General features: G+C 59.9%; 17 protein-coding genes and 2 pseudogenes. 17 read left to right on the plus strand and 2 right to left on the minus strand.

Annotated features, from left to right (window positions below; genetic code table 11):
• Positions 1 to 31 precede the first annotated feature (31 nt).
• From AC4ANK_RS22975 to AC4ANK_RS23040, 14 genes and pseudogenes are all read left to right on the plus strand, one after another.
• Positions 32 to 550 (plus strand): RNA polymerase sigma factor, encoded by a 519-nt coding sequence (locus AC4ANK_RS22975; protein ID WP_002552313.1) that lies wholly within the window; start codon positions 32 to 34, stop codon positions 548 to 550.
• Positions 551 to 609: 59 nt separating this feature from the next.
• Positions 610 to 1575, plus strand: coding sequence for a FecR family protein (locus tag AC4ANK_RS22980; protein WP_002552312.1), 966 nt, complete (start codon positions 610 to 612; stop codon positions 1573 to 1575).
• A 121-nt stretch (positions 1576 to 1696) separates the two neighbouring features.
• Positions 1697 to 4276, plus strand: a pseudogene (locus tag AC4ANK_RS22985) (TonB-dependent receptor).
• Positions 4277 to 4392: 116 nt separating this feature from the next.
• Entirely contained in the window at positions 4393 to 5007 is a 615-nt protein-coding gene (locus tag AC4ANK_RS22990) for a biliverdin-producing heme oxygenase (protein WP_002552309.1), read from the plus strand.
• Positions 5004 to 5462, plus strand: coding sequence for a YbaN family protein (locus tag AC4ANK_RS22995; RefSeq protein ID WP_002552308.1), 459 nt, complete (start codon positions 5004 to 5006; stop codon positions 5460 to 5462). Before AC4ANK_RS22990 ends, AC4ANK_RS22995 begins: the two co-directional genes overlap by 4 nt.
• 98 nt (positions 5463 to 5560) lie before the next feature.
• Positions 5561 to 5917 carry a DUF5064 family protein gene (locus AC4ANK_RS23000; protein WP_002552307.1) on the plus strand — a complete coding sequence of 119 codons (357 nt, stop codon included), beginning with the start codon at positions 5561 to 5563 and terminating at the stop codon, positions 5915 to 5917.
• 286 nt (positions 5918 to 6203) lie between these two features.
• On the plus strand, positions 6204 to 7712 hold the full coding sequence (locus tag AC4ANK_RS23005; RefSeq protein ID WP_460384409.1) for a sigma-54-dependent transcriptional regulator: 1509 nt from the start codon (positions 6204 to 6206) through the stop codon (positions 7710 to 7712).
• Between the two features lie 171 nt (positions 7713 to 7883).
• Entirely contained in the window at positions 7884 to 9614 is a 1731-nt protein-coding gene (locus AC4ANK_RS23010; protein WP_002552305.1) for a PAS domain-containing sensor histidine kinase, read from the plus strand.
• Positions 9599 to 9988, plus strand: coding sequence for a response regulator (locus tag AC4ANK_RS23015; RefSeq protein WP_002552304.1), 390 nt, complete (start codon positions 9599 to 9601; stop codon positions 9986 to 9988). The genes AC4ANK_RS23010 and AC4ANK_RS23015 overlap by 16 nt, the downstream gene beginning before the upstream one ends.
• Positions 9989 to 9997: 9 nt before the next feature.
• Entirely contained in the window at positions 9998 to 12115 is a 2118-nt protein-coding gene (locus AC4ANK_RS23020) for a putative bifunctional diguanylate cyclase/phosphodiesterase (RefSeq protein WP_002552303.1), read from the plus strand.
• 87 nt (positions 12116 to 12202) lie between these two features.
• Entirely contained in the window at positions 12203 to 12952 is a 750-nt protein-coding gene (locus AC4ANK_RS23025; protein WP_460384406.1) for an efflux RND transporter periplasmic adaptor subunit, read from the plus strand.
• Positions 12949 to 14271 (plus strand): efflux RND transporter periplasmic adaptor subunit, encoded by a 1323-nt coding sequence (locus AC4ANK_RS23030; RefSeq protein ID WP_002552301.1) that lies wholly within the window; start codon positions 12949 to 12951, stop codon positions 14269 to 14271. The genes AC4ANK_RS23025 and AC4ANK_RS23030 overlap by 4 nt, the downstream gene beginning before the upstream one ends.
• Positions 14271 to 16367, plus strand: a complete 2097-nt coding sequence (locus tag AC4ANK_RS23035; RefSeq protein WP_002552300.1) for a site-2 protease family protein — start codon at positions 14271 to 14273, stop codon at positions 16365 to 16367. Before AC4ANK_RS23030 ends, AC4ANK_RS23035 begins: the two co-directional genes overlap by 1 nt.
• Before the next feature lie 29 nt (positions 16368 to 16396).
• Complete coding sequence (locus tag AC4ANK_RS23040; RefSeq protein ID WP_002552299.1) at positions 16397 to 16906, plus strand: GNAT family N-acetyltransferase; 510 nt, start codon at positions 16397 to 16399, stop codon at positions 16904 to 16906.
• On the opposite strand, the gene AC4ANK_RS23045 is transcribed toward AC4ANK_RS23040, so the two are convergent.
• Positions 16907 to 17218 (minus strand): DUF6916 family protein, encoded by a 312-nt coding sequence (locus AC4ANK_RS23045; RefSeq protein WP_031595941.1) that lies wholly within the window; start codon positions 17216 to 17218, stop codon positions 16907 to 16909. It lies immediately after the preceding gene.
• Between the two features lie 54 nt (positions 17219 to 17272).
• A complete protein-coding gene (locus AC4ANK_RS23050; RefSeq protein ID WP_002552297.1) occupies positions 17273 to 17863 on the minus strand; it encodes a phage tail protein in 591 nt (196 codons plus the stop codon).
• A gap of 365 nt (positions 17864 to 18228) precedes the next feature.
• Here AC4ANK_RS23050 and AC4ANK_RS23055 point away from each other — a divergent pair, with 365 nt between their 5' ends.
• From AC4ANK_RS23055 to AC4ANK_RS23065, 3 genes and pseudogenes are all read left to right on the plus strand, one after another.
• Positions 18229 to 19065 (plus strand): sulfotransferase family protein, encoded by an 837-nt coding sequence (locus tag AC4ANK_RS23055; protein WP_002552296.1) that lies wholly within the window; start codon positions 18229 to 18231, stop codon positions 19063 to 19065.
• 139 nt (positions 19066 to 19204) lie between these two features.
• A pseudogene (locus AC4ANK_RS23060) lies at positions 19205 to 19801 on the plus strand (DUF4347 domain-containing protein); the annotation flags it as partial.
• 487 nt (positions 19802 to 20288) lie between these two features.
• Positions 20289 to 25421 carry a beta strand repeat-containing protein gene (locus AC4ANK_RS23065; RefSeq protein WP_460384403.1) on the plus strand — a complete coding sequence of 1711 codons (5133 nt, stop codon included), beginning with the start codon at positions 20289 to 20291 and terminating at the stop codon, positions 25419 to 25421.
• Positions 25422 to 25450: the final 29 nt, after the last annotated feature.

Consider the following 25450-nt stretch of genomic DNA (forward strand, 5'->3'; position numbering starts at 1 on the left):
CATTTGCTCACATCTCTGGTCGGGCCTCTCTGTGTCGCAGTCACGCTTCAACGATGTCTTTCTGGCCCAGCGCCCGGTTCTGCTACGCACCCTGCAACGCATGGTCGGCAACCAAAACGCTGCCGAAGACCTGCTTCAGGAAACCTGGCTGCGCGTCAGCCGTGCATTGACCGAACACCCCGTCGACCACCTTGAACCCTTCGTCTTTCAGACCGCCCGCAACCTGGCGCTGGATCATTTGCGTGCGCGGCGTATTCATGGCCGGACCATGCTCGAAGATGTCTCACCCGCCCAACTCGAAAGCGTCGTAGCCCAGATGGGCTCGCCTGAGGACGCTGCGCATGCCAAGCGCCTGCTTGAAAACCTGAGTGCCAGCCTGAGTACGTTGAGCCCGCGTCAGCAGAAAATCTTTACCCTCAGCCGCCTCGATGGCCGCAGTTATCTGGAAATCGCCGAGCAGCTTCAGGTCTCCGCCAGTACTGTCCAGAAAGAACTGAAACTGATCATGGCCATCTGCGTAGGCGTCCTCTCAAGACTTGACCCGCCCTGAACCCTGCCGCACGCTGCCAGACTCTTATCGATACAGTTTCAGGATTGCCGAGGAACACTGTGGCCCCGAGAACCGAACGCCCGCACGCGATTGCGCAGGACGTGTTGAGCAATGCTGCAATGGATCAGGCACTGACCTGGCTGGTCGAACTGGAAGGCGCAGACGCCACCCGGCTTGCCCGTTTTCAGGAATGGCTGAACGCCGATCCGGAACACGCACGCGCCTTCGATAAGGCCCGGACACTCTGGAATTCACAGCCGGTTCAGCACGCCGCCGAAAGCATCGCGCAACCCCGCAAGCCATCGGCGTGGCAACGTGTCCGTGCGCAATGGAAACCTCTCGCCACTGCAGCGGTGTTGCTGTTGGGGCTGTTCAGTTTCAGCAATCTGCCGCTGCGCCTTCAGGCCGATCACCTGACGATAGTGGGTGAGCGCCAGCGCCTGGAACTGGCAGACGGCTCGAAAGTGCTGCTCAACACCGACTCGGCGTTCTCCAGTCAGGTAGGTGAACAGCGGCGCTCTGCTCGCATGCTGCAAGGCGAAGCATTCTTCGATGTCAGTTCCAGAGCGGGCGTGCCACTGGAAATCGAAGCCGGACCGGTGCGCATGAGTGCCAACAGCACCGAATTTTCCGTGCGTTATCTGAACGGCGTTGCCCAGGTAAAAGTGCAGCGCGGCGCTGTCGACGTGCGTGCCACACGCGGCGACTCCAGCGTCAGCCTGGGGGCCGGAGAAAGCGTTCGCGTGGGGCCTGCTGGCTTCGGGCATCGTGAAAAGCTTGACCCGGTCAGGGATTTCGCTTGGGTGCAGGGTCGACTGATCTTCGACAACCGTCCGCTGAGCGAAGTGCTGACCGAGCTGCGTCGTTACTATCCCGGCTGGATCATCAACACCAACCCGCAACTGGATCGTGTGGCGGTGACCGGAAACTATCGCCTGGACAACCCGCTCGACGTGGTGCGGTCGCTGGCACAGATCACCTCGGCAAGCCTTCACGAAATGCCCGCGCTGGTGATTCTCAACTGAAGAAAAGTTTTTTTACTCGATAGCGACTGCCCGTTCGTCTAGCTATAGCCAATGCAACTGATTCTCATTTTGAAACGGTTTGTAAACACTATAACGAGCAACACCCCAGGGAGCGCTACCGATGTCATCCACGTTCACGCCTGCCGCCCAACCATGCGTACGGCTCACGCTATCTCTGCTGACACTTGCAGTGCTGGGCGCCAGTCTACAGACGGTCAACGCCAGTGCTGCCAGTGAAAGCACCCAGGCGGCACGTTCGGCAGGCACCTACAACTTCTCGATTGGCCAGCAATCGCTGGTGTCGGCACTCAATGAATTCAGCCGCATCACCGGCTGGCAGGTGGGCGTGTCATCGGATCTCGCGCAAAACGTCACCTCCCAGGGTGCCCGCGGCAACCTGAGACCTGCGCAGGCGCTGGACACCCTGCTGGCCGGCAGCTCGCTGAGCTATCGCAATCTGGGTAACAACAATGTAGTGCTGGAAAGGCGCACCGCAACCGTCGGCGTCATGGCCCTCGATCAGATCACCGTCAGCGCCACGCGTCAGGCACAGGATGTCGCCACGGTACCAAGCACCGTCAGCGTGCATTCCCGTGAAGAACTGGACCGCAGCAACGTCAACACCATCCGTGATCTGGTGCGCTACGAGCCGGGGGTTTCGGTGGGCGGCGCAGGCCAGCGCGCAGGCACAACCGGCTATAACATCCGCGGCATTGACGGCAACCGGATACTGACTCAGGTCGATGGCGTGGAAGTCCCCGACAGCTTTTTCACCGGTCCTTATGCGCAGACCCATCGCAACTATGTCGACCCGGAGATCGTCAAGCGCGTGGAAATCCTCCGCGGTCCGGCCTCGGCCCTGTACGGCAGCAGCGCAATTGGTGGGGTGGTCAGTTATTACACGCTGGACCCGGATGACATCATCAAGCCCGGCAAGGATGTCGGCGCACGCCTCAAGACCGGTTACAGCTCGGCAGACGAAAGCTGGTTGAACTCGGCCACTGTCGCAGGCCGTCAGGGCGAGTTTGACGGCTTGCTGCACGTGAGCCAGCGCAATGGTCATGAGACCGAATCCTATGGCGAAACAGGTGGCACAGGCCTGAGCCGCACCGAAGCCAACCCTGAGGATGCGCGCAGCACCAACGTGCTGGCCAAGCTGGGCTGGAATTATACCGACGGTTCGCGTCTGGCTCTGGCCTACGAAAAGTACAAGGACGACCGCGACAGCAACCTGAAAAGCGCAGTAGGCGGGCCGTTCACCAACGGCAGCGGGCTGGGCATGTATCAATCGCGCGAGGGTAACGACACCATCACCCGCGAGCGCTTCGGGGTCGAAAACAGCTTCGCCGTCGATAGCCTGCTGGTCGACAACCTCAAGTGGAGCCTGAATTACCAGACCGCAAAGACTGATCAAAACACCCGGGAGCGGTACTTTCCGTTTTCCCGAGATGTCATTCGTGATCGCGACACGCACTATCAGGAAAAGCAGTGGGTATTCGATGCCCAACTGGACAAGGCATTCTCTATCGCCAGCACGGACCATGTGCTGACCTACGGTACGACGGTAAAGCAGCAGAAAGTCACCGGGCTGCGCAGCGGCAGCGGGACCTGTGCACGCGTATTCGGCTCCTGCCGCGTGGTCGGTGCAGACAGCCCGAGCGACCGTCTGGCCGCGACGAGCGATTTCCCGGACCCGACCATCACCAGCTATGCGCTGTTCGCCCAGGATCAGATCAGTTGGAACGACTGGACCTTCATGCCCGGCGTGCGTTATGACCACACCACACTCGACCCGAAGTTCACGCCAGAATTTCTCAGGTCGGTCAGCCTGGCCGACCCAGGTCAGGGCAACGACGAAACGCGGACATGGCATCGCTTGTCGCCCAAGTTCGGTGTGACTTATGCATTCAGCGACGCCTACACCTGGTACGGCCAGTATGCCGAAGGTTTCCGCACACCGTCGGCCAAGTCACTTTATGGACGCTTCGAAAACCCGACGGCAGGCTACGTGGTTGAGCCCAATCCGAACCTGGAGCCGGAAACCAGCAAAAGCTATGAAACCGGTTTACGCGGTCGCTTCGAAGCGGGCTCGTTCGACATCGCGGTGTTCTACAACAAATACCGTGACTTCATCAACGAGGACGCCATCACCCCCGGTTACAGCGAACTCACGTTCCAGTCCAACAACATCAAGCACGCAACCATGAAGGGCGCGGAATTCAAAGGGCGCATCAATCTCGACAGCATCGGTGCGCCAAACGGTCTCTACAGCCAGGCATCGGTTGCCTACGTGCAGGGCCGCAACAACGATACAGGCGAGCCAATCAACAGCGTCAACCCGCTGACCGGTGTGATCGGCCTGGGCTATGACCAGAATGACTACGGCGGCCTGCTGAGCTGGACGCTGGTCAAGCGCAAGAATCGCGTGGATGACAGCAATTTCCACACGCCGGACGGCACCTCCAGTCAATTCAAGACCCCGGGCTACGGCATTCTGGACCTGAGCGGCTACTACTAGGTCAGCAACGATGTGACCGTCAATGCGGGTCTGTACAACCTGACCGACAAGAAATACTGGCGCTGGGATGATGTGCGCGGCTACGACGGCGTGGGCGAAGCTGGTGTGACGGCGCCCGCTAATCTGGATCGCCTGACCCAACCGGGACGCAACTTCAGCGTCAACGTGGTGTGGGACATATGAACCCGAAAGTAGCGTAAAGCCCGTCGCCGAGCACATCGGCGGCAGGCTTTTTTACGCTTTCGGGTGCAGCTATTCGTCTATTCAACAAGCCCCCTTTTTCAGCAAGGAAGAACTCGATGACCCTTGATCAGAACCGACCGACTCTGCGTTCGCAACGCCTGAATCAGATTACCCACGCGCCGCACGAACAGCTCGACAAGGCGGTCAAGGCACATGCGCCGTTTGAAACCTTGGCCAGCTACGCTCGCTTCGTGGTTGCTCAATACCTTTTTCAGACGGAACTGCAAAGCCTGTACAACGAGCCTGCGCTAGGGGCGATCATCAACGACCTGCCGGCCCGCTGCCGCGCAGAACAGGCCGGGGCGGATCTTGCCGACCTGAACATGGATCTTCCCCTGCCGGTGGCTGGCGCAGTACAAACGCCGAGCACCGCAGAAGCGCTCGGCTGGCTATTTGTTTCCGAAGGTTCCAAGCTGGGTGCTGCATTCCTGATCAAACGTGCTGAAGCCTTGAACCTGAGCCACAGCTTTGGTGCCCGGCATCTGAGCGAGCCTGCCGGAGGCCGCGCAGCAGGCTGGAAGACCTTTGTCAGGACGCTTGACGAGCTGTCGCTGACCGCCGAGCAGGAAGCAGCACTTGATCGAGGCGCCATTGCCGCATTCGAGCGTTTCAATGTCCTGCTGCAACACGCCTACGCCGATGCCCCGGTTGCAGACATGGCACAGGCATGAAAAAGCGCCCGGTGCTGTTAAGCTGGCCGGGCTCCCCGAACCTGCCTGTAGAGACCATGACGTACAAACCACCCGGCTCAAAACTCTCGCGCCTTTTATACGGCATCCTCGCCTATGTCGCCCTCGGCATCGGCATTGTCGCGATCTTCATTCCCGGCTTGCCGACCACCGAGTTCATTCTGCTGGCGGCCTGGGCGGCGACACGCAGCTCGCCGCGTCTGAATGCCTGGCTGGAAAACCATCGTGTGTTCGGCCCGATTCTGCACAACTGGCGCAACGGCAGACTGGTCGCCCGCAAGGCCAAGATCAGCGCCACCATCAGCATGCTGGTCTGCGCCGTGGTGATGCTGAGCCTGATCGGCCACGCCTGGTGGCTTTATCTGGCTCTTACCGGTATGGCGCTGGGTAATCTGTGGATATGGTCGAGGCCGGAACCGGACAAGATCGATCGTTGAGCGCAGGCATGATGCGAGCGGCACCCTGCACGAGGCTGAACCGTCCGGTCGCGAGGAGTGTCAGACTGAACACACTCAACACTTGATGGAGTCACTTCATGTACGAGCCAGGCCATCTGCACCTCACCCACGTGGCGCTTCAACCGTCGGATATCAGCTACGACATCCACTTGCGCTACAACGTGGAGGAAGATCCCAAGCAAGGCACGTCCATGCACTTCACCATGCAGGGCGAAATCAACGGCAAGCCGTTCGAAGAGCAGTTCCAACTGCCCCGTGACCTCGCCTTCAACTTCGCCCATGACGCCAGTCGCATCGCGATCAGACACGGCTTGCCCAACTCGGCCGCACTGCCCATCGCCCAGCACAAGGACTACGACCGAATGTTCGCGGACATTCGCGACAAACTCCACGCCAAATCAGGCGACCCGGTCAAGCCGGAGCATCTGGAGTAAGCGCCAGGCTCCTCTTGGCAACGGGAGCACGAGGTCCGGAGAACACTCTCGTGCCCATGCTCCGCGTGGGCATGCCGTTCCGGACGCTCTGCGTCCTCTCCTGAATAAACAGCGTGGCGTAAATCCATGACGCAGAGCGTCAAGAAGGGCATTCCCACGCTGGAGCGTGAGGAACGATAGTTGCCCGGGAGAACACTATCGTGCTCATGCCCACCACCGGATTTCACCAAACCTGCCGCTACAAGGCATACTTGCCGCCTTCTAATCCGCGAACCGTCAACGCCTCATGCGCATCCATGTCAGCTTCATCGACCGCGTCGGTATCACCCAGGAAGTGCTGGCGATCCTGGGTGGACGCAATCTGAATCTGGATGCCGTGGAGATGGTACCGCCCAATGTCTATATCGACGCGCCGACCCTCAGCCACCAGATGCTCGAAGAACTCAAGGACGCGCTGTTTCGGGTTCGTGGGGTAGAAGCAATCACTGTGGTCGACATCCTGCCGGGTCAGCGCCGCCATCTGCAACTGGACGCGCTGCTCGCCGCCATGACCGACCCGGTACTGGCACTGGACAGCGCCGGGCATGTGCTGCTGGCCAATCCCGCGTTGATCGCACTGATCGGCCGGGAACCTGCGGGCGAACCCATTGCTGAACTGTTCGCCGACCCCGGTCTGCAAGCAGCATTGCTGGAAAACAGCTTTCGACTGCCACTGTGCGAAATCACCCTCAACGGTGAAGCGCTGTTGCTGGATGCCACCCCGATCACCGAGGCGGGCGCGCTGATTACCCTGTACCTGCCCAGCCGTATCGGTGAGCGCCTGTCGGCGCTGCATCACGATCACGCCGAAGGTTTCGATTCGCTGCTCGGCGAGTCAGCCGCAATCCGCACCCTCAAGGCGCGCGCGCAACGTGTGGCGGCGCTGGATGCACCGTTGCTGATTCAAGGTGAGACCGGCACCGGTAAAGAACTGGTAGCGCGGGCTTGCCACGCCAGCAGCGCGCGTCACGGCGAGCCATTCCTGGCACTGAACTGCGCGGCGCTGCCGGAAAACCTGGCTGAAAGCGAACTGTTCGGTTATGCCCCGGGCGCCTTCACCGGTGCCCAGCGCGGTGGCAAGCCGGGGCTGATGGAACTGGCCAATCAGGGCACCGTGTTTCTTGATGAAATCGGCGAAATGTCGCCTTATCTGCAAGCCAAACTGCTGCGCTTTCTCAACGATGGCAGCTTCCGGCGTGTCGGTGGAGACCGGGAGGTCAGGGTCAATGTGCGTATCCTCAGCGCTACCCACCGCGATCTGGAAAAAATGGTCAGCGAAGGCACTTTCCGTGAAGACCTTTTCTACCGCCTCAACGTCCTCAATCTCGAGGTACCGCCGCTGCGCGAACGCGGGCAGGACATTCTGCTGCTGGCCCGCTACTTCATGGAACAGGCCTGCGCGCAGATTCAGCGTCCAGTGTGCAGGCTTGCGCACGGCACCTACCCTGCTCTGCTGGGCAATCGCTGGCCGGGCAATGTTCGTCAATTGCAGAACGTGATTTTCCGTGCTGCCGCCATCTGCGAACACACTCAAGTGGATATAGGCGATCTGGATATCGCAGGCACTGCAGTTGCGCATCCGCACGACAGCCCCGTGGACAGCCTCGAACATGCCGTCGAGGCATTTGAAAGAAATCTGCTGGAAAAACTCTACGCAGACTACCCATCTACCCGTCAGTTGGCCGCGCGTCTGCATACATCGCACACCGCCATCGCTCATCGACTGCGAAAATATGGAATACCGGGCAAGCGCTAATCTATTGACGCCATTTATCGAAAATATATTCCGAAAAGATTCATTTAATAACTAATCTGCCGATACTGATCTGGTATGGTCCACAAACCTCTTATCATCCATTTGAGTGGATGTCCGTAAGTGTGATTACGGCCGTAATGGCAGAAAGGTCAGGTAGTACCGGGAAGTGATATGTCAACCCCGCCAGCAGACCGCCCGCTTGCCGACTCTCAGTCTCGTGCTGAAAAAATCGTCGAATCTCGCCGTCAGAAAATCCTGCTCAAAACCGGCGCGCTGCAGGACGCGATTTTCAACAGCGCCTACTTCTCCAGCATCGCGACCGACGAACACGGCGTCATCCAGATATTCAACGTGGGTGCCGAACGCATGCTCGGTTACCACTCCGAAGATGTGGTCGACAAAATCACGCCGGCAGATATCTCCGACCCCGCCGAGCTGATCATCCGCGCGGCAGCGCTCAGCCATGAACTGAACACGCCCATCACGCCGGGCTTTGAGGCACTGGTATTCAAGGCTTCGCGTGGCATCGAAGACATCTACGAATTGACCTACATCCGCAAGGACGGCAGCCGCTTGTCGGCCATGGTGTCGGTCACTTCACTGCGAGACAGCGCCGAAACCATCATTGGTTATCTACTGATCGGCACCGACAACACCGCGCGCAAGCAGGAAGAGGAAGCCCAGGCTCTACTGGACCAGCGGTTGCGTGACCAGCAGTTCTACACCCGCTCGCTGATCGAATCGAACATCGACGCGCTGATGATGACCGACCCGCAAGGCATCATTTCCGACGTCAACAAGCAGATGATGGCGCTGACCGCGCGCACCCGTGATGAGTTGATCGGCGCGCCCTGCAAAAACTTCTTCACAGACCCGGCGAGTGCAGATGCCGCGATCAAACGCGTGCTCAGCGAACATAAGGTCAGCGACTACGAACTCACCGTGCGTGCCTACGACGGCACCGAAACCGTGGTGTCCTACAACGCTGCGACTTTTCATGACCGGGACCGCAAGCTCAAGGGTGTCTTCGCTGCCGCCCGGGACGTGACCGAGCGCAAGCGCTTCGAACGCACGCTGGAAGAAAAAAACGTCGAGCTGGAACACGCCAGCCATATGAAGTCCGAGTTCCTTGCCACCATGTCCCACGAGTTGCGCACACCGCTGAACGCCGTCATCGGTTTTTCCGAGGCGCTCAAGGACGGTATGGTCGGCAACATGACCGATGCCCAGCGACGGTACATCGGCGATATCTTCAACAGCGGCCAGCATCTGCTCTCGCTGATTAACGACATTCTCGACCTGTCCAAGGTCGAAGCCGGAATGATGACGCTGGAGCTTGAACCGGTCGATCTGGACGAATTGCTGAGCAACAGCCTGCTGATCGTTCGCGAGCAAGCCGCCCTGCAACGCATCCAGTTGAAACTGGAAACCGAAGCCGACTTCGGTCTGCTTGAGCTGGATCGGCGCAAGACCAAGCAGATTGTCTACAATTTGCTGGCCAACGCAGTGAAATTCAGCGAACCCGGCGGCTGGGTGACGCTGGCAGTGCGCCAAGTGTCATTTGCCCGGACAGGCGTCATCGAGGGTGACTGGCCAGCACACACGTTTCCATTGCCTTCCGGTGACTACGAGCAGTTTCTGGAACTGAGCGTAAGCGACACAGGAATCGGTATCGCCCAAAGCGATATGAACAAACTGTTCAAAGCCTTCAGTCAGATCGACAGTGGTCTGGCACGCAAATTCGAGGGCACCGGACTGGGCCTGGCGATGGTCAAGCAGCTGACCGAACTGCATGGCGGCTGCGTCGCGGTCGCAAGCGTCAAGGACCTCGGCGCACGCTTTGTGGTCTGGCTGCCCATCCGCCCGCCTGAATGCGAGGAGGCACGATGGCCCAGATCCTGATCATTGAAGACAATGCGGCGAATATGCGCCTGACGAAGCTGTTATTGACCAGCGCCGGTCACAGCGTACTGTCGGCAGTCGATGCTGAAACAGGCCTGAAACTGGCCCGTGAGCGTCAGCCCGACCTGATTCTGATGGATATTCACCTGCCGGAAATGGACGGCCTGAGTGCCACCGCGCTGTTGAAGAAAGACGCCGGCACAGCCGCGATCCCGGTGGTCGCCTTGACCGCAATGGCCATGAAGGAAGACAAGGAAAAGATCCGTCTGGCGGGCTGCAACGCTTACATCATCAAACCATTGCGCTACAAGGAGCTGTACCGGGTTATTGACACCCTGCTGGAAAAAAAACTGCCTCAACAGCCAATTACCTGAGCATTCGATATGACCCAGAGCGCCGCAACCATCCTGATTATCGATGACGATGTCCATGTCCGGGACCTGCTGGAGGTTCTGCTGCAGAATCAGGGTTATCGGACGCTGACTGCGGAATCGGGCGAGCTGGGGCTGGCCATGGTCGAACTACAAGCGCCTGACCTGATCCTGCTGGACATCATGATGCCGGGCATGGACGGTTACGAAGTCGCCAGTCAGCTCAAGGCCAGCAAGAGCACCGCCAATATACCGATCATCATGCTCTCGGCACTCGACGAGCAAAGTGCGCGTTTGTCAGGGCTGGAAGCCGGTGCCGAGGAATACCTCAACAAACCGGTGGACAGCGCCGAGCTATGGTTACGTGTGCGTAACCTGCTGCGCCTCAAGGCGTTTGGCGACTACCTGAAAAACCACAGCCTGATCCTCGAAGACCAGTTGCAGCAGCGCACCATTGATCTCGAGCGCTTTCGCACGGTGATGGACGCTTCCGAAGACGCGATTTTCCTGATCAACCGCAACACCATGAGCCTGATCGAATTCAACCGCCGCGCCTGCCAATTGCTCGGCTACACCGCCGAGGAGCTTTCACACAAGACGCCTGCCGAACTGGGCGAAACGTCCATGGAGCAGCTTGAGGTCGTGTACGACCAGATCATCGCCGGCAAAGGCCCCAGCGAACCACTGGAAACCCAGATTCGCGACAAGAGCGGACGCGATGTCGAGGTAGAGATCCATCGCCAGGCCTATCGTACCGGCGAGGACTGGGTCATCGTCGGCATCGTCCGCGACATCACCCGGCGCAAGGAAAGCGATCAGCGCCTGCTGACCATGGCCCACTACGACGCACTGACCGGCCTGCCCAATCGGGACCTGTTTTTTACCAGCCTGCAAATGGGCGTGACCCAGGCGGCCATCAGCCGCTGGAAGCTGGCGGCACTGACGGTGAATCTGGATGGCTTCAAGAACATCAACGAAACCTGGGGGCATGTACTGGGCGACGAGGTGCTGCTGGAAGTCAGCCACCGCCTGTCGGAGTGCCTCAACGCCAGCGACACCCTTGGCCGTGTGGATGGCGATCAGTTTGCACTGATTCTGATGCTTCGTGACGGCCAGGCCGATACCCGCCAGACACTGGACCGCATTCGCAACGCATTGCGCGTGCCTTTTCAGTTGGAAGGCCAGAGTATCGTCATGACCGCCAGTATCGGCATCGCACTTTATCCGGAGGACGGCGAAGACTCTCGCGAGCTGATCAAACACGCCTACACCGCAATGAACAGTGCTAAAAAAATAGGCCCGGACACCTATCGGTTCTATACCGCGCAGATGAACGCTGACGTCTCGGCACGCCTGGACCTCGAAGCGGCCTTGCGTGACGCCGTGCAAAAACAGGCGTTCGAGATTGTCTACCAGCCTAAACTCAACCTGGCTGAAAACCAGGTATGCGGGCTTGAAGCCTTGCTGCGCTGGCCGCGCCCTGGTCAGTCAGGCATTTCGCCCGCCGTATTCGTTCCGGTGCTGGAAAGTCTGGGGTTGATCGGTGAAGTCGGCAACTGGGTCGTCGACAGCGTTTGCGCGCAGATTGCGCGCTGGCAACGTTCCGGGCTGGGCTCTTTTCAGGTGGCAGTCAACATCTCCGGGCAGCAGATTTCCAGCAGCAGTCTGGTGGCCGACATTCGTCAGGCACTTGAGAAACACAAGGTTGCGCCGCAGTGGCTGGAGGTCGAACTGACGGAAAGCTCGTTGATGGAAAACACCTCTCACACCATCGCTACCCTGGGTGCGCTACGCGCCAATGGCGTGAGTATTTCCATCGACGATTTCGGCACCGGCTATTCAAGTCTGGCCTACTTGCGCCGATTCCCTATCGACAAGCTTAAAATCGATATCGCATTCATTCGCGAAGTGACCAGCAACCCACAGGACGCGGCCATTGCCAGAGCCATCATTGAACTGGCTCACAGCCTCGACCTGAAGGTTATCGCCGAAGGTGTGGAAACACCCGAGCAACTGGCGTTTCTGCGTGAAAACCATTGCGATCAAATCCAGGGTTACCTGATCAGCAAGCCGCTGCCACTTGGAGAGCTCGAGGTCTTTCTTCGATCACCGGCAAGCCGCGTCGGGTGACACAGCATAGTCGGCACAGGAGCTGCCGATCATGCCATTTTTGAAGGAGTTCGCTGCATGCGGTGTTTGCCAGCTGTACTTTTAGGGATGCTAAGTGTGGCGGGGCTGGCTCAGGCGCAAACGCCGAGCGATGCCGGACTGATCGAGGACAACGCAGCAGCCAGTACACCCACCTCGTCCAGCGAAGCGCGGGGCGTATTGCGCGCAACCAATCAGGCTGTCCTCGCCAGCGAGTTGTCCGGCCGTATTACTGACCTGCCTTTCCAGGAAGGCGAGTCTTTCAACAAAGGCGATACCCTCGCCCGCTTTGACTGTTCGGCCTACCAGGCTCAGCTCAATGCCGCGCAGGCAGCCAGCCGTGGTGCCAGCGAGGAACTGGCGCACAACCGGCAACTGGCGGCGCTCAACTCGGTGGGTCGTTTCGAGGTGGCACGTGCCGAGGCAAAGCTTTCCGAAACTCAGGCGCAGTCTGGCGTCTATCAGGTACAGATCAAGCGCTGCAGCGTGGTTGCGCCCTACGACGGGCAAGTCATCGAGCGCAAGGTGAAACGTTACGAGAGTGTCGCAGCCGGTACGCCGATGCTCGAAATCGTCGACAACCGCACGCTGGAAATTCACCTGCTGGTGCCCTCGCGCTGGATGAGCAGACTCAAGCCCGGACAAACCTTCAGCTTCGTTCCCGACGAGACCGGTCAGCCGCTGACCGCCACCGTCAAGCGCCTCGGTGCGCGTATCGATGAAGGCAGCCAGACATTGCTGCTGATCGCCAGCCTGCCCAAAGCGGAGGGCCTGCTGGGAGGCATGAACGGTACTGCACATTTTGCGGAGCTCAAGTGAACGCCCCCGCATCCGGCGCGGTTGAACGGGTTTTCGCGCAGTTTCTCGACCTTGAACGGCTGACCCGCGCCGCACCTGCGATAGATCAACTGGCGTACAGCCTGGTCAACGACAGCCAGGGGTTGTTCGGCTATCGCCACGCAGCGCTGGTGATCGCCGGCAAGGTGCGCTCAGTGACGGGAGTCAGCATCATCGAACCCAATGCGCCGTTCGTGGCCTTTGTCGAACATGCCGTCGGCCAGTTGCTGAAACTGGAGCAGGTCAAACCGGCGCGCGTCGTGCACATGGATTCACTCAGTGCATCGGTACGCGATGACTGGAACAGCCTGTCGGCACCGCATGTTTTCTGGCTGCCGCTGCAAGACCGTAAAGGTGAGGTGTTTGGCGGCCTGTGGCTGGCCCGCGACACGCCGTGGACACCCGCAGAGCAAATCCTGCTGGCACAACTGGGCGATACCTGCAGCCATGCCTGGCTCGCCTTGCAGCCCGGAAAACCGTGGCGCTTGCGTTTCAACCGCAAGCGTCAGGCCTTGCTGGTGATGCTGGCGCTGCTGTGCCTGATGATTCCGGTGCGTCAGTCGGTACTGGCACCCGCCGAAGTCGTACCGCTGGGCGGACGCGTGGTGGCTGCGCCGCTGGATGGCGTGGTGGCCGAGTTTCTGGTCAAGCCCAATCAGGTCGTCAAGACCGGGGACCTGCTGCTGCGTTTCGAGAACACTACCCTCAAGGCTCAGGCTGATGTAGCCGAACGGGCACTGGGCGTTGCCGAAGCGGAACTGAAAGCCAACTCGCAGCGCTCTTTCGCCGATGCCGAATCCAGTTCACGAATCGACCTGCTGGCGGCCCGTGTCGAGCAGAAGCGTGCCGAGCGCGATTATGCCCGTGAACTGCTTAAACGCAGTGAAGTGCGCGCCGAACGCGACGGTATCGCGGTATTTGCCGATGCCCAGCGCTGGCTCGGCAAGCCGGTGCAGACCGGCGAGCGTCTGCTGGAAATTGCCGACCCGACTCAGGCCGAGCTGCGCATCGAGCTGGCAGTTGGCGACGCCATCGCCCTGCAACCGGATGCCGAAATCGCATTGTTTCTGGACAGCGACCCGCTGCAACGGCATGCCGCCCGCCTTGAGCGAGCAGCCTATGAGGCCCAGCCCACTCCCGGCGGGCAGCTGGCGTATCGTCTGGATGCCAGCTTTCTCGATTCGCCGCCACCCCGGATCGGGCTGCGTGGCACAGCCAAGGTATTCGGCGACCGTGCTCCACTGGCGCTGTACCTGCTGCGTCGCCCTCTTGCCGGCCTGCGTCAAAGTGTAGGCCTGTAATGAACCTGCCCAACCTGCGTGCAGATTTGCAGCTTACACCTGCCGCCCCAGCCCTTGACGGTTCGCCACGCTGGACCTTGGCCGACCCGGTGCGCGGTCGCTATTTCAAGCTTGGCACCCAGGCCATTCGCCTGTTGCGTCATTGGGCGCTGGGTGATGCTTCACAGGTGCTGCAAGCGGCCAACCGCGAGCCGGGCCTGCCGTTGGGCGACACCGAGATTGACGAGTTGCTGCGTTTCTTGCGCGGCCATGACCTGATCGCAGCGCGCGACCCGGAACAGCGCGCCAGCTACGCCTACAAGGCCGCAGCGGCACGTCATGGGCTGTGGCAGATGCTCTTGCATCAATATCTGTTCTTCCGGATTCCGCTCTGGCGTCCTGACGCATTTCTAAACCGCGTCTGGCCGTGGCTGGCGCGCTATGGCTCAGGATTACTGCGCTACGGGCTGCCGCTCACGCTGGGGCTGGGAATTTTTCTGGTAGCCCGGGACTGGCAACGCTTCATCGGGACCTTTCCCCACCTGTTCAGCCTGGGTGGCGCGCTGGCATTCGGTATAGCGCTGTTTTTCGCCAAACTCTGCCATGAGTTCGGCCACGCATTCATGGCCAAGCGTGCCGGATGCCGGGTACAGAGCATGGGCGTGGCGTTCATGGTCCTGTTGCCGTTGTTCTATACCGATGTCAGCGATGCCTGGCGGGTCAACGATCGCCGCGCCCGACTGCTGATCGGCGCGGGTGGCGTGCTGGCGGAAATGCTGCTGGCATGTATCGCCTTGCTGGCCTGGTCACTGCTGCCCGACGGACCGGCGCGCACCGCAGCATTCATGCTCGCCAGCGCGACGTGGCTGACCACTGTGGTGGTCAACCTCAACCCGTTCATGCGCTTTGATGGTTACTTTCTGATCAGCGATTTTTGGGAAGTCGACAATCTTCAGGGCCGGGCTTTTGCCCTGTGTCGCTGGCGACTGCGCGAGGCGCTGTTCGGCTACGGCCTTCCCGCACCGGAGCCGTGGTCAGCGGCCATGCAGCGTCGTCTGCTGTGGTGGGGGTATCTGTCCTGGTTGTGGCGTGCAGCATTGTTTTTTGGCATCGCGCTGGCGGTCTACCATCTGTTTTTCAAGTTGCTGGGGATTTTCCTGATGCTGGTGGAGTTGGGCTGGTTCATTTTCCTGCCGATTTTCAAGGAATGTCGCCACTGGTGGTCATACCGCGAACAGGCGTACGCACCCCGTGTGCTGCTCAGTGCGACAGGCTTGCTGGCACTGCTCTTGTTGCTCATCGTGCCGTGGCACAGCAGTGTCGAGTTGCCGGTCATGCTTGAAGCAGAAAGCGTGACGGCCATTCATGCCCCGGCCGCTGCGAGAGTCAGGCAGGTCAATGTGCACGACGGCCAGAAGGTCGAACAAGGCGCCGTGCTGATGGAACTGGAATCTCCGGATATCGACTCGCGGCAAAGTATCGTGCGCCGTGAAATCAACATTTTGCAGTTGCAGATGCGCCGTCAGGCGGGCCGCAGCGAGACCGCCGCCGATGCCGGGATTCTCGAACAGCGTCTGGCCGAAGCCGTTGCCGAGTATCGCGGCCTGGCTGCACAACGCGAACGTCTGCTGTTACGCGCTCCCAAGGCCGGGCAGGTGCGCGACCTGCTGCCCCAGTTGAGCGAAGGTCGCTGGGTTTCAACCAGAGACCCGCTGTTGAGGATTGTCGAGGAAGGCACGCGAATTCGCGGTTACGTGGCCGAGAACGCGCTGTGGCGTATCGCACCTGGTGATCGCGGACGCTTTATTGCCGATGATCCGATGCGTGAGTCGCTGCTCGTGGAGCTTCAGGAAGTCGATGCCAACGGCGTGGCGTGGCTGGATCAAGAGGCGTTGAGTTCCGATCACCACGGACCGATTGCCGTGCGGCGCGACGAAAATCAGCGCGCCGAACCGGTACAGGGCCAGTATGGTGTACGCCTTAGACTGGTCGACAATACCGCAGCACCGTCTCAGCCTTTGCGCGGCGTCGCGGTGCTGGACGGTCGTAGTGAATCCCTGCTGGGCGCAACCTGGCGCAGGCTTGCCGCTCTTGGAGTGCGTGAAAGCGGGTTCTGAAGCTGACACATGGACAGAGGACAGCCCTGATGACAAAAAAACCTTTCGCCAACCTCGACGGACTGGTTGTAAGGCCATCGAGAGAAACCGACACTGCCTTTCTGCAGATGCTCTACCACTCGGCGCGGCCCGATCTGCAATTGATCGACGGCGAACGCGATCAGGTTGAAGACGTCATCGCCCAGCAGTTTCGCGTGCAGGATCTAGGGCAGGGAGAAAACTTCCCCAACGCCATGCGCTACGTGATTGAAAAGCTCGGCACGCCCATCGGTGCGCTGGTCACAGATTTCGGACACAACGAGATACGCGTGCTGTATCTGGCGTTCATTCCGGCAGCGCGCGGCAAGGGCTACGGGCGCAACGTTTTGCAGGGTGTGCAGCAGGCCGCCGAACAGATCCGCTGCCCGGTGGCAACAGTGGTCTGGGCCAACAACCCGCATGCTCGCCAGCAATATCTGGCGCTGGGGTTTCAGGTTGAAGAGCAGGATGTGGCAGCGGCGAGACTGATCTGGTATCCAGGCCAGACCGCTGCCTTTTGATCAGTTGAAGCTTATGCAGTAGTAGGCCAGGTTCTCGTCGCGGCCCATGGCGGGAACACGAGAGACGAACACATTCTGTAGCAGGCCCAGCTCCGGCAGTTCGATAGCACAGGCCCCATCGACAAACTCGCTGGGCTCAAGTGACTCAAGTAAAACGTTGAACGGCATACGCTGTTGCCGGGCGGCTCGTGCCTGCGGTTTTTCGGCCACTGAGGCGACATGCACAGGCAACTGGCTGCCGTCGCTCATTTGCAACTGGCAGGTATTACCCAGCAGGCTCTGGAAGTGTTCAACGGTAACGTCTTGCAGCATGACGCATCTCCAGTGAAATGAGTGGGAAGAGCCCGTCCCTGGACTCGTGTCAGATCAGTCCCTGGTAGGGAAAAGACCCTGCAGGGCGATACTGAAGTTCACCACCAGGAACGGGTTCATGCTGTCGATAGGCAGGCTGCCTCCGACGGGCTGCATGGTTCCGGTGATGGCGGTACTGACGCCCTTCTGCACGACAGGTGCGGTGCCTGCATTGGGCGAAAAGATATTGGCGGAGGTCGGTCCGCTAGTGGAAGCGCCTATGAACGCATTGTCTGTGGTGGGCGCGATGGTCGCCCCGGTCACTGCCGGGTTGGCCAATGTGATGGTGGTGTTTGCGGTCAGCGTGCTCATCTGGTGCACGTGTGCAGGCATGTTGGCGATGGCCACAGTGACCTTCTCAACACCCGATACAGAGCCGATCACCCGGTTGGTGAGGTTGACCCCGGTCCCCTGATTTATCGGCACCCGGCCTTGAAGATTGGGCAACATGAAGTTCTGCGAGGGATTCCCTCCATAAATGACGCCCAATAGTGCGTACAAGGCGTTGTACTGACTGATGTTCAATGTTTGTCCATTGCATTGCATCCAGCCAGCAGGCGCAAACGGAAAGCCAAACGTCATGATCGAACCCATAAAAACTTCCATACACCCTCATCCTTCTTCTATGTCATGGGAAACTTCGATCCACCGGAGCACGGTCCACAGGTGGCAGGATAGAAGCGTAGACGCAGTTTTCAGTGTGTAAATGTTTTTGCAAATGACCGTTATCCGTCGCACATCCAGTGACATTCAACAGTCGTTGTCGGAAAGTTCACTACCGCTCATCTGATACTCATCATTCTTTCATCGGGAAAACCCTAATAAAACCGGGAGGGAGAACGCTGCATCAGCTTTTTTACCCCTCCCATCCCTCAAGACATGCTGGCTCCTGTCGAACTACTGGCATATGAATGCACTTTGTTACGTAGTTCACACACTCGTATAAACAGTTGTTTTTCCGGGGCGCATGGATGCAAAAATTCCACTTCATTGCAGGTTTGCCACGATCGGGCTCCACCCTGCTATCAGCCATTCTCCTGCAAAACCCGCGCTTTCATGCGGGTATGAGCAGCCCGGTTGGCTCTCTTTTCTCCAGTATTCTTGGCCAGTGCAGCGCTGGCAGTGAATTCTCCTCAGTGATCAACACCGATGTGCGTCGTCGCTTGTTGCGCGGTGTTTTCGAGTCCTACTACGCCGACAAGGCCGCTAAAGACGTGGTGTTCGATACAAACCGTGGCTGGTGTTCACGCCTGCCCGCGCTCATGGACCTGTTCCCGCAAAGCAAAGTGATTGCCTGCGTGCGTAACGTCGCCTGGGTCATGGACAGTATCGAGCGTTTGTACCGCGCCAACCCTTTTGAAAACACCAAGCTGTTCAACGATGACGTGGAACGCAATACGGTCTACAGCCGGGTCGAGACGCTGGCGCAGCGCAATCGTCTGGTGGGCTTTGCCTGGGCATCGCTCAAGGAAGCCTATTACGGCGAGCATGCCGACTCGATTCTGTTGATCGATTACGAACTGCTGTCCCAGGCCCCGGAACGGGTCATACGGCTGGTCTACGACTTCATCGAAGAACCGTGGTTTGAACACGACTTCAACAACCTCGCCTATGACGCCCCGCAGTTCGACGATGCGCTGGGCGTATCAGGCTTGCACAAGGTCAAGCCGCGCGTTGCGCTGGAGCAAAGGCCCACCATCCTGCCGCCCGACCTGTTCGAGCAGTATTCAAAGTTGTCGTTCTGGAATGACGGGTCTGCCAGCGCAGCCAATGTCATCCGCATGAAATCAGACGCCGCCGTTAACTGACTGCGGTTTTATCACTCGTAACGTTCGATCTCTGGTGAGCAACATGTGGTGGAATAAACAAAAATCGCGGACTGCAAAGCGGGCACCTTCGAGTGCAACCTCACCCGTTTCCCCCATGATCATGTCTCTCGAACCGCGCATGCTGTTCGACGGTGCGGTCGCAGCCACCGTTGCTGAAGCGGCCCAGCCGGACAGCCAGCCCACGCCCGACGCATCGGCCAAAAGCGCCGAGCAGGCCAACAGCGCCAGCAACGACCATCATGCGCAAGCGCCAGCCTCTTCGGACGTGGCTGCAACGCCTGCCGCCGTGCCCGGCACCACCGTCGTATTTGTCGATTCACGGGTGAAGGATTCGGCCAGCCTGCTGGCGGGCGTTGCGCCCGGTGCGCAAGTGGTCGAACTGGACGCCACCAAGGATGGCCTGCAACAGATTGCCGATTACCTGGGGTCTCATCAGGGCGTCAGCTCAGTGCAGATCATTGCGCACGGCAACTCCGGCGACCTTTGGCTGGGCAACAGCTATGTTTCCGCGGACAACATCGCGCAACGCAGCGCCCTGCTGGCCGAAATCGGCAACGACATGAATGTTGGTGGCGATATTCTGATCTACGCCTGCAACACCGCCGAGGGCGACACCGGCCTGAGCTTTGTCGACTCGCTGGCAACCCTGACTGGCCGCGATGTTGCTGCGTCCACTAACCGCACCGGCGCGGGTGGCGACTGGGATCTGGAAATCGCCACCGGCAGCATTGAAAGCGTCAGCGCCCTTTCGCGACAGTCTATGGACGCTTACCAGTGGGGGCTGGCAACGTTTACGGTCACCTCCACCAGCAACACCGGCGCAGGCAGCTTGCGTGACGCGCTGACCAATGCCCAGAACGGCGATATCGTAACCTTTTCGACCGGCATGACCGTCGCGCTGCAAAGCCAGCTGGTAGTCAGCAAGAACATCACCATCGACGGCGACCTGAACAACGACGGCGTCGCTGACGTCACCCTCGATGGGCAGAACAGAACCAGCGTGATCCGGGTCAATTCCGGGGTCACAGCCACACTTGATGGCGTGATCATTACCCGAGGCGTGGCCAGCACGGCGGGCGCCAGCAGTGGTGCGACCATTGCGGCCTCTGATGCACTGGGCGGCGGAATCAACAACGCCGGCAACCTCACGCTGCGCAATGTCACCGTCACTGCCAACTCGGCAGCGGGTGGTGGCGGTGGCGGTGGCGTCAACTCGCCAAACGTGGGTGGGCGGCATCGGCGGGCAGAACGGTGCTGCGGGTGGCAGTGCCGGCACCTATACATCCACCGCCCCGTCAGCCAATACCGGCGGCAACGGGGCATCGTTCAGCACTGCTTACCTGGCCGGCCAAGGCGGTAACTCCTCAGGAGGCGGCGCAGGAGGGAATGGCACGCCTGTCGGTTACACCAACGGCGGCGCAGGCGGCACCGCGACCAGCGGAGGTCGGACCATCGGTGGGGGTGGCGGCGGCTCTGGGTTTGACGCCAATGGGGGCAGAGGCGGCTCGGCAGTTGGCGGCATTTACAACGCCTCGACCGGCACTCTGGCGATCATCGGCACGTCGACCATCAGCAACAACATCGGTGCAGGCGGTGGTGGTGGCGGCGGCGGCACGATTGGTGGCAACGGTGGCCGTGGCATCGGCGCGATCTGGAACAAAGGCACGGTCAACATCACTTCCAGCAATAACTCGGCGATGACTGGCAACGTGGGTGGCAGCGGATCTGGCGGACAAGCGACCAGCGGCGGCACCAATGGCTCCTCGCCTACCGCCGTCACTAATATCTTCAACGACGGCGGCACGCTCAACGCCACCTACACCTCAGACACGACGGCACCAACGGGCACCAGCATCGTGATTGCCAATTCGTCGCTGAGTTCGGGTGGCACATCGGCGGTCACCTTCACGTTCAGTGAGCCGGTCTTCGGCCTGGAAATCTCCGAAATCACCGTGCCCAACGGTACGTTGAGCAACCTGGTGACCACCAATAACATTACCTGGACAGCCACTCTTACGGCCTCCAGCAATACTTCCGCCAATTCCAATGCAATCAGCCTGCCGTTATCGGCGGTGCAGGACTCAGCCGGCAATATCGGTACCGGGACAGTGACCTCCAACAACTACGCAGTGTCCGATACCGTTCCGCCGACAGTGACTGTCGTGGTAGCAGACACCGCACTGGCGGCGGGTGAAACATCACTGGTCACCTTTACGTTCAGTGAAGCGGTTACCGGCTTCGACAACACCGACATCTCGGTCGCCAATGGCACATTGACCGCTGTGAGCAGCAGTGACGGCGGCAAAACCTGGACCGCGACCCTGACCAGCACCACCAACCAGATCAGCCTGAACCGGGCAGGCGTGCAGGATCTGTCCGGAAACGCCGGTTCAGGCACTGCCACGTCCAACAATTACGCCATCGACACGTCGCGCCCGACCGCAACCATCGTGCTGGCGGACAACTCCCTGAGCATTGGTGAAACCTCGCAGGTCACCATCACCTTCAGTGAGGCGGTGTCCGGTTTCACCAACGCGGACCTGACCGTCGTCAACGGCACCCTGAGTGCCGTGACCACCAGCAACAATATTGTCTGGACCGCGACATTCACGCCGACCAACAACATTACCGACAGCACCAACGTGATCACCCTGGACAACACAGGGGTCACCGATGCGGCGGGCAACACGGGTTCGGGAACCACAACCTCGAACAATTACGCCATCGATACCCAGCGCCCGACCGCAAGCATTCTGGTGGCAGACGCCAGTCTCACGGCCGGTGAAACCTCACTGGTGACGATTACCTTCAGCGAGGCCGTCAGTGGTTTCACCAACGCCGACCTGACAGTGCCCAACGGCACCTTGAGCACCGTCACCAGCAGCGACGGCGGCATCACCTGGACGGCGACCTACACGCCGAACAACAACGTCAACGACACCACCAACGTGATCACCCTGAGCAACGCAGGTGTAACGGATCTGGCTGGCAATGCCGGGTCCGGCACCAGCAACTCGGGCAACTTCACCATCGACACCGTGCGCCCGAGTGCCACAGTGGTTGTGGCCGACAGCGCCCTTTCCGCGGGTGAAACCTCGCTGGTGACGATTACCTTCAGCGAGGCCGTAACCGGGTTCACCAATGCCGACCTGACCGTCGCCAATGGCACCTTGAGCGCGGTGAGCAGCAGCGACGGCGGCGTCACCTGGACCGCGACCCTCACGCCAACCGCAAACGTAACCGACACCACCAACCTGATCACGCTGGATGCGAGCGGCGTTGCCAATGCTTCCGGCAACGCAGGCACCGGCACAATCAGTTCCAACAATTACGCCATCGACACCCAGCGCCCGACGGCCAGCATCGTAGTGGCCGACAACGCGCTGGCCATCGGTGAAACTTCGCTGGTGACCATCACCTTCAGCGAGGCGGTGACCGGCTTTACCAACGCCGACCTGACCATCAGCAATGGCACCCTGAGCACGGTGAGCAGCAGCGATGGCGGTGTTACCTGGACGGCAACCCTGACGCCGACAGCAGGTATTACCAGCAACAGCAATTCGGTGACGCTGAACAACGCTGGCGTGGCCGATCAGGCGGGTAACGCAGGCAGCGGGCTGAGCACCTCGAACAATTACGCCATCGACACAGTACGCCCGACTGCGAGTATCACAATGTCGGACAATGCCTTGACCGCAGGTGAAACCTCGCTGGTCACCATCACCTTCAGCGAGGCAGTGAGCGGCTTTACCAACGCTGACCTGAGCGTACCGAACGGAACGCTGAGCACGGTCAGCAGCAGCGACGGTGGTGTCACCTGGACCGCGACCTACACACCGAATGCCAATGTTGCCGATACCACTAACGTCATCACGCTGAACAATACCGGCGTGAACGATCTGGCAGGCAATATCGGCAGCGGCACAACCGATTCCGGCAATTTCACCATTGCCACACAGCAGCCGACCGCCACCGTCGTGGTCGCTGACAGCGCGTTGTCTGTGGGCGAAACCTCGCTGGTCACCATCACCTTCAGCGAAGCGGTCCTCGGCTTCAATAATGCCGACCTGACGGTCGAGAACGGTACGTTGAGTGCGGTCAGCAGCAGTGACGGCGGTATCACCTGGACGGCGACCTTCACGCCGACCGCAAACGTGACCGACGCAAGCAACCTGATCACTCTGGACAACACCGGTTTCACCAATGGTTCGGGCGTGACCGGCAGCGGCATCACATCCTCGAACAACTACGCCATCGACACCCAGCGCCCGACCGCAACCATTGTGGTGGCCGACAATACGCTGGCCGTCGGTGAAACCTCTCTGGTAACGATTACGTTCAGCGAAGCGGTAAGCGGTTTCACCAATGCGGACCTGAACATTGCCAACGGCACCCTGAGCGCAGTCAGCAGCAGCGACGGCGGTATTACCTGGACGGCAACGCTTACTCCGACCGCAGGCATCACCAACAGTAGCAATCTGGTGACCCTGAACAACGCTGGCGTCACTGACCAGGCAGGCAACGCGGGCACCGGGCTGACCTTCTCCAACAGTTACGCCATCGACTCGGCGCGTCCGACTGCCAGCATTGTGGTTGCGGACAACGCGCTGTCGATCGGTGAAACCTCGCTGGTTACCATCACCTTCAGTGAAGCGGTCAGCGGTTTCGACAATAGCGACCTGAGCATCGCCAACGGCACCCTGAGCACGGTCAGCAGCAGTGACGGCGGCATCACCTGGACCGCGACCTTCACGCCAACCATCAATGTCGCCGACAGCACCAACCTGATCACGCTGAACAACACCGGCGTAGCCGACCTGGCCGGCAACATCGGTAGCGGCGTCACCAACTCCAACAATTACAGCATCGACACCATCCAGCCGACCGCCACCATTGTGGTCGCTGACAGCGCGTTGTCTGTGGGCGAAACCTCGCTGGTCACGTTCACGTTCAGTCAGGCGGTCAGCGGGTTCAGCAACGCCGACCTGAGTGTCGCCAATGGCACGCTCAGCGCGGTTTCCAGCAGCGATGGAGGCATCACCTGGACTGCCACCTTCACACCAAACGCAAACGTGACCGATGCAAGCAACCTGATCACGCTGGATAACACTGGCGTGACCAATGCGTCGGGCAATACCGGCAGCGGCACCACGGCCTCGAACAACTACACCATCGATACTCAGCGCCCGACTGCGACCATCACCGTCGCCAATCCGAACCTGGCCATCGGTCAAACCTCGCTGGTGACCTTCGCCTTCAGCGAGCGCGTGACCAATTTCGATCTGTCGGACATCAGTGTCGGCAACGGCAGCCTGTCCGGCCTGAGCAGCGGCGACGGCGGCCTCACCTGGACGGCAACGCTGACGCCGGATGCCAATATCACCGCAGCCAACAACATCATCGTTCTGGACAGCGGCAGAGTCAATGATCTGGCCGGCAACGCGGGCACAACAGTCGCGCTGTCCAGCAACTACAGCATCGATAACCAGCGTCCGACAGCGAACATTTCCATCGCCAATCCAAACCTGGCGACGGGTCAGACATCACTGGTGACTTTTGCCTTCAGCGAGCCGGTGAATAACTTCACGCTGGCGGATGTCAGCGTGGCCAACGGCACGCTGTCCAACCTGGCCAGCAGCGATGGCGGAGCCACCTGGACCGCGACCCTGACGCCGACTGCGAACGTCACTGACCCGAGCAACTTCATTGTGCTGGACAGCAGCACAGTGACTGACCGGGCAGGCAACGCAGGGACAGGCATCGCGCTGTCTCCCAACTACGCCATCACGACCACGTCGCTGACCGGAGACCCGCAGTTCCGGATAGACGCGCCAGCACCGCTGGTCAACCCACCCAATCTGCCACTGCAGCCAGCGCTGTTCGGTCCGCCAACCGGCAATCTGGGTTCGCCGTTGAGCTTCTCGCCGTTGTTCGAACAGCGCACTACCGGCGGTGATCTGCCGCCTGTGGGCAATATCTTCATCACCAACCGTGCCCTGGCACCCAGCTTCATTGCCCAGGTGTTCGACTCCAGCAGCGTAGGCGGCCCGGGCTCCGGGTTCACAGGCTTCAATAGCGGCGAAGGCAGCGTGTTCGGCAGCAGTACGCTGTCGACGCTGTTTTCCCGCGAATCCGCGACGGACAGCTCGACGGCGGGCGCCTTCAACAGCGCTGGCAGCAACGGCCTGCGAGACTCATCACAAAGCATCCAGGCCGGTTTCGGCGCGCTGACGCTGGGTCAGCAGTTGCAACAGATCACTGATAACGAGCAAGAAAAACTGCGCGCACTGGCATGGGCTTTAGGGGAAGTCGGTGTAAGTGAAGCGCAAGCCTGAAACAGGGTTTGGTAATGCGTCGTAGCTGT

The sequence above is a fragment of the Pseudomonas sp. Pmew2 genome (assembly GCF_058129885.1).